Below are 12,750 nucleotides of genomic sequence, written 5' to 3'. Positions count from 1 at the left end.
CGGCCGCCGCGTGCGGGTCCCGTCGCGGCGGCCGGCGGAGGCGGCGCTCAGACCAGGGTCTTGAGTACGGCCGGGTCGTAGGGGACGGTCCGGGCCAGTTCGCCGCGCAGTGCCTTCGCCGCCCAGTCCGGGTTGGCCAGCAGCGTCCTGCCCACGGCGACGAGGTCGAACTCGTCGCGCCCCAGCCGGGCCACCAGCTCCTCGATACCGGTCAGTCCGGCCGGCCGGGTGAAGCCCTCCGTGAAGAGGCCCTCGCCGTACTGCCGGTCGAGGCCGACCGAGCCCACCGTCACCGTGGCCCTGCCGCTCAGCTTGCGCACCCAGCCGGCCAGGTTGAGGTCACTGCCCTCGAACTCGGGCTGCCAGTAGCGGCGGGTCGAGGCGTGGAACGCGTCGACCCCGGCGTCGGCCAGCGGGGCCAGCAGCCGCTCCAGCTCGGCCGGGCTCTCCGCGGTGCGGGCGTCGTACCTGTTGACCTTCCACTGGGAGAGCCGGAAGAAGACGGGGAACCCCGGGGCGACGGCCGCGCGGATGGCCTGCACGATCTCGGCGCCGAAGCGGGCGCGGGAGGCCGGATCACCGCCGTACCGGTCGGTCCGGCGATTGGTGCCGCTCCACAGGAAATCGTCGATCAGATAGCCGTGCGCGCCGTGCAGTTCGATGCCGTCGAACCCGAGCTGCTCGGCGGCCGCGGCGGCCTCGGTGAAGGCCGCCACCGTGTCGTCGATGTCCTGCTGGGTCATCGCCTTTCCGGCCGGTGAGCCGTCCAGCCCGAGTCCGGACGGGCCCTCGGCGGGCGGCTCGGTCCCCGGGCGCACGACCCCGGTGTGCCACAGCTGCGGAATGATCCTGCCGCCTGCCCGGTGCACCTGCCGCACCACGTCCGCCCAGCCCGCGAGGGACCGCTCGCCGTAGAAATGGGGCACGTCCTCGTACGCGCCGGCGGCGGCGCGGTCGACATAGGTTCCCTCGGTGATGATCAGCCCGACCTGGTGGGCCGCCCGGAGGGCGTAGTACTCCGCGACGTCCGGGCCCGGCACACCGCCGGGGGACTTCATTCTGGTCATCGGGGCCATCACGATCCGGTTCGGGACCACGAGATCGCCCACGGTGAACGGCTCGTCCAGGCTGGCCATTGTTCCTCCCGAGTTTTCGCCACTGTTGACACAGATGTTCCGTGCGCGCCTGTTCACCACCCTGAAGTGTTTTGTGGAAAGGCCGGTGGTGCAGCCGTCGGCCGGGTCCCCCGGGGCGTGATCGAAGGATCGCGGGCCCAAGGAGACCTGACACGTCGAAGGGTGGTTTCTGGGAATTTCATTCCAGGCGGTGCGGAAATATTCACGGCCGCACACCGGTGAGCAACAATTATCGATTGTGCTGATCAAGATGTCCAGTCGATCCGGCAGCGCTGTTCCTCGCCGCAGCTGTTCCTGGCTTGTATCGCATGAGGCGATCCTGTGCATCGATATAATCAGTTTGACCGTGTCAAAGAGATCGTTGATAGTGGTTCTGGTGATTCCGCGCCACCATGATCGAACGGGATGAATTCTCCATTCTGGATCGCAATCGGACCATCTGTTTCTCTCGTCGATCTGTGCCGCGGGCAGGGCTGTTGAGCCAAGAAGGGGCGGAACCCAGGGTGAGCCAGAGTCGCCTTTCTGCAGAGATATCCCAAGAGCTGGAAGGCAAGCGGGCGGTCGTCACCGGCGGCAGCCGCGGTATCGGGGCGGCGATCGTGCGGAATCTGCTCGACGCCGGTGCCACCGTGGTCACCTCGGCCCGCAGTTCGACCGAACACACCCCGTCCGCGGCCAAGTTCGTGAAGGCCGACCTCAGTACTCCCGAGGGCGTGCGCGGGTTCGCCGACGCCGCTCTGGAAAGCCTTGGCGGAGTCGATATCGTCATCAACAACGCGGGTGGATGCCGGGCCTTCCAGAGCGCGCTGGATATCGAGCGGGACTGGCAGTACACGATGGACATCAACTTCCTGGCCGCTGTCCGGATCAACTCCGCGCTCGTGCCGGCCATGCGTGAGAGCGGCGGCGGGGTCATTCTGCATGTGTCGTCCATCGCCACCATTTCGTCCTACCCGATGATCCTGCACTACGCGGTCGCCAAATCCGCGCTGGAGACGTACAGCAAGGGGCTCTCCACCGAACTGGCGCCGCAGGGAATCCGCGTGGTCGCCGTCTCCCTGGGCAACGTGGCGACACCGGGAGCCGACGAGGCGCGCGACAAGATCATTGACTATCTCGGCGGCGACAGCGGCGACAGCGACGAATCCGCGTCGTGGGCCGACGAGATTCCCCTCGGACGGATCGGCCGGGCGCAGGACGTCGCCGACGCCGTGAGTTTTCTCGTCTCCCCGCGCGCGGCCTGGATCACCGGCAGCAGTCTCGTCATCGACGGCGGGCGCGTCGCCGCCCTGTGACCCGCGGCGGCGAACCGCCGCCGATACCTGTGGGAAGCGGCTGAGGCCCTTCCCCGTCCATCGCCCGGCGAAACCGGGTTTCCCCCGGACCTCCGTACGACGGCGGACCCGCCCGGCCTTCTCGCGCCATTCATTCAGCAACCCCATATCCGTAGGTAACGGCTTGCCAGGACTGGAAGGACTGACACGATGACCACGACAGGGGAAGAGGTGCGGGCCTATCCCTTCGGCCCGGCCGATCGGCTCAACGTGGACGCGAAGCTGGCCGAGATCTGCGGCGAGCAGCCGGTGCTGCGGGTGAACCTGCCCTACGGTGGCGAGGCCTGGCTGGTCACGCGGCACGCGGATGCCAAGATCGTGCTGGCCGATCCCCGGTTCAGCCGGGCCGCGGCCGTCGGCGAGGACGTCCCGCGCACGGTCTCCGCCGGTCTGCCCAGTACCTCCATGATGAGCATGGACCCGCCGGAGCACAGCCGGCTGCGGCGCCGGGTGGCCAACGCGTTCACCGTGCGCCGCGTCGAGGCGCTGCGCCCGCGTGCCCAGCAGATCATGGACGGACTGCTCGACAACATGATCGCCGCCGGTCCGTCCGCCGACCTGACGAAGATGCTGACCTGGCCCCTGCCGATCACGATGATCTGCGAACTGCTCGGTGTGCCCGTCGCCGACCGCGACCGGTTCAACATCTGGGTGGACGGTCTGCTGATGCTGACCGATCCGGCCCAGTCCCTGCAGGCCCGCGAACACCTCAACGACTACCTCGCCGGTCTGATCAGGCTCCGCCGCGCCGACCCGACCGACGATCTCCTCGGCGAACTGGTCAACGACCCCGACGAGGAGGACCGCCTCGAGGAGAAGGAGCTGGTCAGCCTCGGGGTCAGCCTGCTGTCCGCCGGGCAGGAGGCCACCGCCAACCAGCTCGGCAACTTCGTCTACACGCTGCTGACCAACCGCGGCCTCTGGCAGCAGCTCGTCGCCGATCCCGCTCTCGTACCCGACGCGGTCGAGGAACTCTCCCGGATCATCCCGATCAGCGCTTCCGCCGGCTTCACCCGTATCGCCGTCGCGGACGTGGAGCTGAGCGGACAGACCATCCGCGCCGGGGACGCGGTGGTCGCCGAGCTGGGCATGGCCAACCGGGACCCCCTGGTGTTCGAGCACCCCGGGGTGATCGACTTCCACCGGGGGAACAACCCGCACCTCACCTTCGGACACGGTGTGCATCACTGCCTCGGCGCACAACTGGCCAGGATGGAGCTGCGCGTACTCCTGGACTCCCTGGTCCGCCGCCTGCCCGGACTGCACCTCTCCATCCCGGTCGACCAGGTGTCCTGGCGGACCGACCGCCTCATCCGCGGGGTGGCCGCGCTGCCCGTCAGCTGGTGAGGCCCGCACCGGCCCGCGCCGCCGCCCGGCAGGGCCGGCCGCCCATGTGCCCGCGCACGACTCGACGGCATTCACCGGGACACCGGGGGAGGAGCTGACCATGGCCGAGGCAGTGGAGGAGGTCACCGCGGCGGTGCGTGACCCGGGCAAGGGACTTGCCGAGGTCATGGCAGCCGTCCTGGAGGGCTACGGGGACCGGCCGGCCCTCGGCGAACGCGCGAGGGACCCTGCCACGGCGCGCCTGCTCCCGAGGTTCGACACCATCAGCTACCGCGAACTGTGGGCCCGCGTCCGCGCGGTGGCCGGTGCCTGGCACCACGGCCCGCGGTCCGTGCCGGGCGCGGGCGACCGGATCTGCATCCTGGGCTTCACCAGCACCGACTACGCGACCATCGACCTCGCCTGCATCCATCTGGGCATCGTGTCCGTGCCGCTGCAGTCCAGTGCGCCGATGTCCCAGCTGAAGCCGATCATCGCGGAGACCGAGCCGCGCGTCCTCGCCGCGAGCATCGAGCGCGTGGAAGCCGCCGTCGAAGCCGTCATCGGGGCGGCCTCGGTCGAGCGGGTGATCGTGTTCGGGTACGACCCACGGATCGCGGAGCAGCGCGAGACCTTCGAGTCGGCCCGGCGCCGCCTGGCCGAAGCCCGCGGCGCGGTCGTCGTCGAGTCGCTGGACGAGGTGATCGAACGCGGCAGGGACCTGCCGCCCGCCCCGCTGTTCGTCGCCGAGCCCGGTGACGACCCGCTGGCCCTGCTGATCTACACCTCCGGCAGCACCGGGACCCCCAAGGGGGCCATGTACACACAGCGGCTGGTCGGCACCGCGTGGTACGGCTTCAGCTACGGGGCCGCGGACGGCCCCCCGGTCAGCCTCCTCTACATGCCGCAGAGCCATCTCGCGGGCCGCTATTCGCTGATGGGGTCGCTCGTCCGGGGCGGTATCGGCTACTTCACCGCCAGGAGCGACCTGTCCACCCTGTTCGAGGACATCGCCCTGATCCGCCCCACCGAACTGACCATGGTCCCGCGGCTGTGCGACATGCTCTTCCACCAGTACCAGAGCGAACTGGTCCGGCGGGCCGGCGAGCCGGGCGACCTGGAGACCGCGGTCAGGACGGACCTGCGGGAGAACCAGCTGGGCGGGCGGGTCACCAAGGCCTTCTGCGGGACCGCCCCGCTCTCCGCCGAAGTGGCGGCCTTCGTCGAGTCCTGCCTGAATCTCCACCTGTACACCGGCTACGGATCCACCGAAGCCGGCGGGGTGCTCCTCGACACGGTGGTGCAGCGCCCGCCGGTGATCGACTACAAGCTGGCCGACGTCCCGGAACTGGGCTACTTCCGCACCGACTCGCCGCATCCGCGCGGCGAACTGCTGCTCAAGACGGACTCCATGATCTCCGGGTACTACAAGCGCCCCGAGGTCACCGCCGCGATCTTCGACGAGGACGGCTACTACCGGACCGGCGACGTCATGGCCGAGACAGGTCCCGACCGGCTGGTCTACATCGACCGCACCAAGGACACCCTGAAACTCTCGCAGGGCGAATTCGTGGCCGTCTCCCGCCTGGAGACCGTCTTCGGCGGCAGCCCCCTCATCCAGCAGATCTTCGTGCACGGCAACAGCGAGCGCGCCTATCTGCTCGCGGTGGTGGTGCCCACGCCGGACGCGCTGGCCAGGGCAGGGGACGAGCCGGGGAAACTCAAGCGACTGCTCAGCGCGTCGCTCCAGGAGACCGCCAAGGAGGCCGAGCTCAACTCGTACGAGATCCCGCGTGACTTCCTCATCGAGACCGAACCCTTCAGCGCCGGGAACGGACTGCTCACCGAGAGCCACAAGATGCTGCGCCCCAGACTCAGGGAGCGCTACGGCGAGGTCCTGGAGCAGCTGTACGCCGACCTCGCCGACGGGCAGGCCGAGCAGTTGCGCGAGCTGCGGCGGGCCGCGCCGGACCGGCCGGTGCTGGACACGGTCAGCCGGGCCGCCCAGGCGCTGCTCGGCTGTGCGGACACCGAGCTGGGCGCGGAGGTGTACTTCACCGACCTGGGCGGGGATTCGCTGTCCGCGCTGTCCTTCTCCCGGCTCATGACGGAGATCTTCCACGTCGAGGTTCCCGTCGGGGTGGTCATCGGCCCGGCCGGCGGTCTGGCACAACTGGCCGCGTACATCGAGGAGGAGCGGGAGTCCGGGGCGAAGCGGCCCACCTTCGCCTCCGTGCACGGCCGGAGCAGCCGCGAGGTCCGTGCCGGTGACCTCACCCTGGACAGATTCCTCGACGCGCCGGTGCTCGCCGCCGCCCCGGCGCTGCCCCGCCCCGACGGGGCCGTACGGACCGTGCTGCTGACCGGGGCCAACGGCTACCTCGGCCGGTTCCTGTGCCTGGAATGGCTGGAGCGGCTGGCGGCCTCGGGCGGCAGACTGATCTGCGTCGTGCGCGGCACCGGCGGGGATGTCGCGGCGAAGCGGCTGGAGGAGGCGTTCGGCAGCGGCGAGGCCGAACTGCTGCGCCGGTACCGGGACCTGGCCGACGGGACCCTGGAAGTGCTCGCGGGTGACATCGGCGATCCGCGTCTGGGCCTCGACGAGGACACCTGGAGCAGGCTGGCCGACACCGTGGACCTGATCGTCCACCCGGCTGCGCTGGTCAATCATGTGCTGCCCTACTCCCAGCTGTTCGGACCCAACGTCGTCGGCACGGCGGAGGTGATCAGGCTGGCGCTCACCACCCGGATCAAACCCGTCATCCAGGTGTCCACCGTCGCCCTCGGAATCGGAGCCGGGGCCGCCGCACTGGACGAGGACGCCGACATCCGCGCAACCGGCCCCGTCCGGCGCATCGGGCGGGACTACGCGGACGGGTACGCGACCAGCAAGTGGGCGGGCGAGGTCCTGCTCCGCGAGGCGCACGACCTGTGCGGCCTGCCGGTGACCGTCTTCCGCTCGAACATGCTCCTCGCGCACAGCAGATACCCGGGCCAGCTGAATGTGCCCGACATGTTCACCCGTCTCCTGTTCAGCCTGGCCGTCACCGGAATCGCCCCGCGTTCGTTCTACCGGGCCGGCACCCGCGCCCACTACGACGGTCTGCCGGTCGACTTCACCGCCGAGGCCATCACCGCGCTGGGCGAGCGCGCCACCGAGGGCTACCGGACCTTCAACGTGCTGAACCCGCACGACGACGGCATCTCGCTCGACACCTTCGTCGACTGGCTCGCCGAAGCCGGACACCCCGTCCAGCGCATCGACGACTACGACGACTGGTTCCTCCGCGTCTCGGCGGCGCTCCGCGCCCTGCCGGAGAAGCAGCGCCAGCACTCGCTGCTCCCCCTGCTGCACGCCTTCGCGCGGCCCGATGACGGCGTCCCCGGTACGGCGGTCCCCGCCGGGCGGTTCCACGCCGCGGTGCGGGCCGCCAAGGTCGGCCCCGACAAGGACATCCCGCATCTGTCGTCCGCCCTCATCCGCAAGTACGTCACCGACCTGCGCCGGATCGGCCTGCTCCACGACCGCGACTGAGCGGTATCCGTACCGGCTCCCACACCGGCTCCCACACCGGCTCCCACACCCACAGCTGATGGCAGCGCCACGGCTGTGGGTGTCGGCCGTCGCCCGCAGGTACGTCGCCCGCAGGTACGTCGCCGCCGCGCCCCAGCGGCCGACCGGCCCGTGTCCGGAGCGATGTGACACAGGGTCAGGGAGCGCAGCCGTGGGCGCCATCGACGCCCCGTCACGGTCAGCCCGCTTTCACATAACCGGCCCCCATGAATTAGGTTAGCCTTGCCTTGCCTGGGGGTTGGGGGGGTGGGAGACCCATGCCGGCCGGCCGAACGACGCTGCGCCGGACTCCGCCGCGGCGTGTCCGCCGAAGCGGCCGGCCACCCAGCGCTGTGGCGTCGTATCCACCACCGCCGGCGCGCCGACCGCGCCGCCGGCGTCCATTCCGCAGGAGTCATCCGATGAGTCAGATCCTGTCGCCCGAACGTGTCCGCGCCGATGTCGCGGAGCTGCTCGACTGCGACCCCGCCGACATCGATCCCGAGGAGAATCTGGTCGACCTCGGCCTGGACTCGGTGCGGATCATGGTCCTGGTCGAGCGCTGGCGTACCGCGGGGGCGGGCGCCCTGGAGTTTCCCGACCTGGCCGAGCAGCCCGAACTCGGGCACTGGACGGCGCTGCTGACGGGGGGCGCCGCATGAGCCGCGTCGACCACAGGCACCGCCACCTGGAGCGGATCGCGGAGGTCGGGGCGGGCCGCCATGCCGAGAAGGTGGGCTATCCGATCGGTATCCGGGAGACCGAGGTCGTACGGGTCGCCATGGTCGGCTCCGGTCTGCTGCGGGTGACCCTCGGTGGTGCGGGTGCCGAGGGCTTCGAGGCCCACGCGCCGGACGAGCACGTGAAACTGATCTTCCCGGACCCGGACGGCACGCTGCGGCTGCCCGAGCGGAACGGCGCGATGCTGCGCTGGCCGCGGCCGGCGCTCGTCTCGCGGGAGTACACCGTGCGCCGCTACGACCCGGCCGCGGGTGAGATCGACATCGACATCGCCCCGCACGAGGGCGGACTCGCCTCGGACTGGGCGCGCGAGGCCCGGCCGGGTGCCGTCATGCACATCGCGGGGCCGCCCGGCGGGATGATCGTCCCGCACGCCTACGACCGCTACCTGCTCGCGGGCGACATCACGGCACTGCCCGCGATCGCTCGCCGGCTGGAGGAGCTGCCCAGGTCCGCGAAGGGCTGGGCGTTCATCGAGGTCGCCGACGCCGCGCAGGAGATCGAGCTGTCCGCGCCCGAAGGTTTCGAGGTGCGCTGGCTGCACCGCGGCGGCCACCCCGCGGGGAGCGGTGACGCGCTGGAGCGGGCGGTGACCGCCGTGGCCGTGCCCGAGGGGGAGCGGGTGTACGTGTGGGCCGCGGGGGAGGCCGGGCAGATCAAGCCGCTGCGCCGCTGGGTCCGCGACGAACTGGGCCTGGACAAAGTCGACTCCGACATCACCGGGTACTGGAAGCGCGGCGTCGCCGACTTCGACGAGGCCGATCACTGACAAACCGTCCGGACCGGGACAGGTGTGACGCCGGTCCGCGGTTGTCCTGCCGAAAGGCCATGAACTAAGGTGAGCCTTACCTAACTAGCAAGGAGCGTTTGCATGTCCATACGCAGATCGTTCGGCCTGGCCGGCGCGGTGTCGCTGGCCCTCGTCCTGGCCGGATGCGGGTCGTCGGAGGGCGGGTCGGACTCCTCGGACAAGGCCGAGACCCGGGTGTTCGCGGCGGACAACGGCAAGATCACCATCCCGGCCCGGCCGAAGCGTGTGGTGGCCACCGGCTACGCCGTGCCCGCCATGCTGGAGGCCCACGCCCCGCTCGTCGGGATCTCGTCGTGGAAGCGCGGCGAGCCGATGATGAGCAAGGAGGACCTGGCCACCTACAAGAAACTCCCCAAGGTCGCCGGTGAGTCGGCGGCCGAGACCAACTACGAGGCCGTCGCCGAGGCCGAGCCCGACCTGATCATCATCGGTGTGCCCGCCCCGGTGCTCGGTGACATCGACATCAAGCGGCTGGAGTCCATAGCCCCGGTCGTGGCCATCGGCCCGACCGTGCCCTCCGCGTGGCGCGAACTGTCGCACAAGCAGGCCGACGCCGCGGGCTCGCTCAAGCAGTTCGACGCGGTGAAGAGCACGTACGAGGCCAGGACCGCCGAGCTGTCCAAGAAGTACAAGGACGTACTGCCGCAGCTCAAGCTGGGCCACGTCGGCTCGTACGGCGAGGTCGCCAAGGGCACCTTCCAGCGCGAGTTCGGCGGTTCGTGGGGCACCAACATCGCCGAGGACTTCGGCGCGAAGTACTACGGCAAGGTCAAGGAGTCCGGCCCCGGCTCGCGTTCGGTCAGCGAGTACCCGTCCATCGAGGAACTCCCGGCCGCATTCGGTGAGGCCGATGTCCTCACGTACTCGGTCAACGCCGACGGCACCGTGCCCGAGCCGGTGAAGTACGTCATGGACTCGAAGCTGTGGAAGAACCTGCCCGCCGTCAAGGCCGGCAAGGCCTACCCGCTCCGCTACACCGAGGCCGCGACCTACGGATCGGCCATGAAGACCCTGGACGCGATCGACGAGTCGCTCGCTCCGCTGCTGAACCGGTGACCGTCGCGGGCCGCGCGTCCGGTGCGGCGGGAACCCGGCGCGCCGTGCCACGGATCGGCTGGCTGATCGGCGGTCTGGTGCTGCTCGTGGTGATCGCCGTGATCAGCATGGGCGTCGGGGCCCGCCAGGTCCCGCCCGCCGAGGTCGTACGGGCACTGTTCGACTATCGGGGCACCGACGACCATGTGATCGTGCGTGATGTCCGGGCACCGCGCGCGCTGCTGGCCGTCGCGGTGGGCGCCGCGCTCGCGGTGGCGGGCGCGCTGATCCAGACGCTGGCCCGCAATCCGCTGGCGGAGCCCGGCATCCTCGGCGTCACCGCGGGCGCCGGGTTCGCCATCACCGTGGGCTCGGCGCTCGGCCTGGCCGCCGGGCAGGCCGGTGAACTGGGCTTCGCCGTCATCGGCTCCGTGCTCGCGGCGCTGCTGGTCGCCGCGGTCGGGCGGCGCTCACCACTGCGCCTGGTGCTCACCGGAGTGGCCCTGACCGCGGTGCTGAGCGGCGTCGCGCTCGGGCTGCGGCTGATGCTCCCGGACGTCTTCGACATGTACCGCTTCTGGTCGGTCGGATCGCTGGCGGCCCGCGAACAGGCGCCGCTCGCCCTGCCGCTGACCGCCATCGCGGTGTCGCTGACCGGCGCACTGCTGCTGAGCCGGGCACTCAACGCCCTGACGCTGGGGGAGAGCGTGGCGCACACACTGGGGGCCGGCGTGGGCCGGGTGAGGGGTGCCGCACTGGTGCTCATCACCGTGCTCAGCGGGGCGGCGACAGCGGTCGCCGGACCGATCCTGTTCGTCGGACTCATCGTGCCGCATCTGGTCCGCAGGCCGGCGTCGGGCTCGGTGCCCTGGCTGATCCTCTACTCGATGGTGCTGGGACCGGCCCTGCTGCTGGTCGCCGACATCGGCTCGCGGATCCTGCTGCCCACCGGCGAGGTGCCGGTGGCCATCGTGACCGCGTTCCTCGGCGGGCCCATGCTGATCTGGGCCGTCCGCCGCTACGGGGCGGGGTCACTGTGACCGGGCACGGACCGAGGGTCGAACGCCGCACCGTCGTACTCGTCGTGGTGCTGGTGGCGATGATGCTGTGCCTGGGGATGCTCGGGCTCTGTTACGGGGCGTCCTGGTCGACGCCCGGCGAGGTGTTCGCCGCGCTCACCGGGACGGACCCCTCCGTGGTGATCCTGGACTGGCGGCTGCCGCGGGTACTGGCCGGGCTCGTCTTCGGCGCCGCGCTCGGTGCGGCGGGGGCGATCTTCCAGAACCTCACCCGCAACCCGATGGGCAGCCCGGACGTGATCGGCCTCGACGCCGGCGCCTACACCGGTGCCCTGGTGGCCATCACCGTACTGTCGGGCACATCCGCCCAACTGGCCGCCGGCTCGGTGCTCGGCGGACTGCTGGTCGCGGCCGCGATCTACCTGCTCTCGTTCGAACACGGCTTCTCCGGCATACGGCTGGTCGTGATCGGCATCGCGGTCAACGCGATGGTGACCGCGATCAACTCATGGATCGTGCTGCGCGCCGAACTGGAGGTGGCGATCGCCGCCGTCGGCTGGAGCGCCGGCTCGCTCAACGGTGTGGGCTGGGAGGACCTGGGGATCCCGTTCACGGTGATCGCCGTACTGCTGGCCGTGATGACCGCGCGGGCACACGCCATGCACCAGGCATCGCTCGGCGACGCGATCGCGGTGACCACCGGGGTCGGGCTCGACCGGCTGCGACTGCTGATGGTGCTGGTCGGCGTCGGCTGCACGGCCACGGTGACCGCCGTGGCCGGACCGATCGCCTTCATCGCCCTGGCCGCCCCGCAGATCGGCCGGAGGCTCGCCGGCGCCGCCGGGGTGCCGCTGCTCCCGGCCGCGCTGACCGGGGCGGTTCTGCTCCAAGGCGCCGACCTGCTCGCCCAGATGCTGCTGGCGCCCGTCGCGCTGCCCGTCGGCGTGGTGAGTACCGCGATCGGCGGCTGCTATCTGATCTGGCTGCTGACCAAGGAGGTGAGGCGCGCGTGACCGCACGCCTGACCGCGCGGGACATCACCCTGCGCTACGGAGACCGCGTCGTGTCCACACGGCTGAGCCTGGACGTCCCCGACGGCGCGTTCACCGCCATCGTGGGCCCCAACGCCTGCGGGAAGTCGACCCTGCTGCGGGCGCTGGTGCGGCTGCTGCGCCCCGACAGCGGGCAGGTGGAACTCGACGGCCGGGCGGTCGGCGGCTACGCGCCCAAGGCACTGGCCAAGGAGCTCGGCTTCCTGCCGCAGGACCCGCTGGCCCCCGAGGACATCAAGGTCCGTCAGCTCGTGGCGCGGGGACGGTTCCCGCACCAGTCGCTGCTGGCACTGTGGTCGCCGCAGGACGAGGAGGCCGTCACCGGGGCGATGGACGCCGCAGGTGTCGGCGACCTGGCGGGCCGGCCGGTGCAGGAGCTGTCCGGCGGCCAGCGGCAACGGGTGTGGATGGCCATGGTGCTCGCCCAGCGGACGCCCTACCTGCTGCTCGACGAGCCGACGTCGTTCCTGGACATCACCCACCAGTACCAGTTGCTCGGCCTGCTGGCCGGGCTGCGCAACGAGGGCCGCACGGTCATCGCCGTCCTGCACGACATCAACCAGGCCTGCCGGTTCGCCGACCACCTGGTCGCCATGAGGGACGGCCGGGTGGTCGCCGAGGGCGACCCCGGGGACATCGTGGACGCCGCACTGATCAAGGACGTGTTCGACCTGCCGAGCGTCATCGTCCCCGACCCGGTGACCGGCACACCGATGGTCGTTCCCACACTTCAAGGAGAGTAA

The 12,750-nt window shown here is 70.6% G+C and carries 10 protein-coding genes; 9 read left to right on the top strand and 1 reads right to left on the bottom strand.

Annotation, left to right across the window (positions count from 1 at the left end):
• Positions 1-47: 47 nt before the first annotated feature.
• Positions 48-1,136 carry an NADH:flavin oxidoreductase gene (locus ACIGJO_RS20210; protein ID WP_399959838.1) on the bottom strand — a complete coding sequence of 363 codons (1,089 nt, stop codon included), beginning with the start codon at positions 1,134-1,136 and terminating at the stop codon, positions 48-50.
• A gap of 503 nt (positions 1,137-1,639) precedes the next feature.
• Between ACIGJO_RS20210 and ACIGJO_RS20205 the strand changes: the two genes are divergently transcribed.
• The 9 genes from ACIGJO_RS20205 (at position 1,640) to ACIGJO_RS20165 (ending at position 12,750) form a co-directional block, all read left to right on the top strand.
• Positions 1,640-2,431, top strand: coding sequence for an SDR family oxidoreductase (locus ACIGJO_RS20205; RefSeq protein WP_399959836.1), 792 nt, complete (start codon positions 1,640-1,642; stop codon positions 2,429-2,431).
• 189 nt (positions 2,432-2,620) lie between these two features.
• Entirely contained in the window at positions 2,621-3,817 is a 1,197-nt protein-coding gene (locus ACIGJO_RS20200) for a cytochrome P450 (RefSeq protein ID WP_399959834.1), read from the top strand.
• A 100-nt stretch (positions 3,818-3,917) separates the two neighbouring features.
• Complete coding sequence (gene car, locus ACIGJO_RS20195; RefSeq protein ID WP_399959832.1) at positions 3,918-7,331, top strand: carboxylic acid reductase; 3,414 nt, start codon at positions 3,918-3,920, stop codon at positions 7,329-7,331.
• A gap of 440 nt (positions 7,332-7,771) precedes the next feature.
• The gene (locus ACIGJO_RS20190) at positions 7,772-8,011 is read left to right on the top strand and encodes a phosphopantetheine-binding protein (protein WP_399959830.1); all 240 of its coding nucleotides are present in this window, start codon (positions 7,772-7,774) and stop codon (positions 8,009-8,011) included.
• Positions 8,008-8,859 carry a siderophore-interacting protein gene (locus tag ACIGJO_RS20185; protein ID WP_399959828.1) on the top strand — a complete coding sequence of 284 codons (852 nt, stop codon included), beginning with the start codon at positions 8,008-8,010 and terminating at the stop codon, positions 8,857-8,859. Before ACIGJO_RS20190 ends, ACIGJO_RS20185 begins: the two co-directional genes overlap by 4 nt.
• Positions 8,860-8,961: 102 nt before the next feature.
• The gene (locus ACIGJO_RS20180) at positions 8,962-9,957 is read left to right on the top strand and encodes an ABC transporter substrate-binding protein (protein WP_399959826.1); all 996 of its coding nucleotides are present in this window, start codon (positions 8,962-8,964) and stop codon (positions 9,955-9,957) included.
• Entirely contained in the window at positions 9,954-10,976 is a 1,023-nt protein-coding gene (locus ACIGJO_RS20175) for a FecCD family ABC transporter permease (RefSeq protein WP_399959824.1), read from the top strand. Before ACIGJO_RS20180 ends, ACIGJO_RS20175 begins: the two co-directional genes overlap by 4 nt.
• Positions 10,977-11,035: 59 nt before the next feature.
• Entirely contained in the window at positions 11,036-11,968 is a 933-nt protein-coding gene (locus ACIGJO_RS20170) for a FecCD family ABC transporter permease (protein WP_399960257.1), read from the top strand.
• Positions 11,965-12,750 carry an ABC transporter ATP-binding protein gene (locus tag ACIGJO_RS20165; RefSeq protein ID WP_399959821.1) on the top strand — a complete coding sequence of 262 codons (786 nt, stop codon included), beginning with the start codon at positions 11,965-11,967 and terminating at the stop codon, positions 12,748-12,750. Before ACIGJO_RS20170 ends, ACIGJO_RS20165 begins: the two co-directional genes overlap by 4 nt.

This window comes from Streptomyces sp. NPDC079020 (assembly GCF_044542225.1).
GTDB lineage: Bacteria > Actinomycetota > Actinomycetes > Streptomycetales > Streptomycetaceae > Streptomyces.
This window is presented reverse-complemented; position numbering and strand designations above follow the sequence as displayed.

Bases quoted from the DNA above. Each gene is read 5' to 3' on its own strand.
- ACIGJO_RS20210 (WP_399959838.1), bottom strand. From the start codon at position 1,136: ATGGCCAGCCTGGACGAGCCGTTCACCGTGGGCGATCTCGTGGTCCCG.
- ACIGJO_RS20200 (WP_399959834.1), top strand. From the start codon at position 2,621: ATGACCACGACAGGGGAAGAGGTGCGGGCCTATCCCTTCGGCCCGGCC.
- car (WP_399959832.1), top strand. From the start codon at position 3,918: ATGGCCGAGGCAGTGGAGGAGGTCACCGCGGCGGTGCGTGACCCGGGC.
- ACIGJO_RS20190 (WP_399959830.1), top strand. From the start codon at position 7,772: ATGAGTCAGATCCTGTCGCCCGAACGTGTCCGCGCCGATGTCGCGGAG.
- ACIGJO_RS20185 (WP_399959828.1), top strand. From the start codon at position 8,008: ATGAGCCGCGTCGACCACAGGCACCGCCACCTGGAGCGGATCGCGGAG.
- ACIGJO_RS20180 (WP_399959826.1), top strand. From the start codon at position 8,962: ATGTCCATACGCAGATCGTTCGGCCTGGCCGGCGCGGTGTCGCTGGCC.
- ACIGJO_RS20170 (WP_399960257.1), top strand. From the start codon at position 11,036: ATGATGCTGTGCCTGGGGATGCTCGGGCTCTGTTACGGGGCGTCCTGG.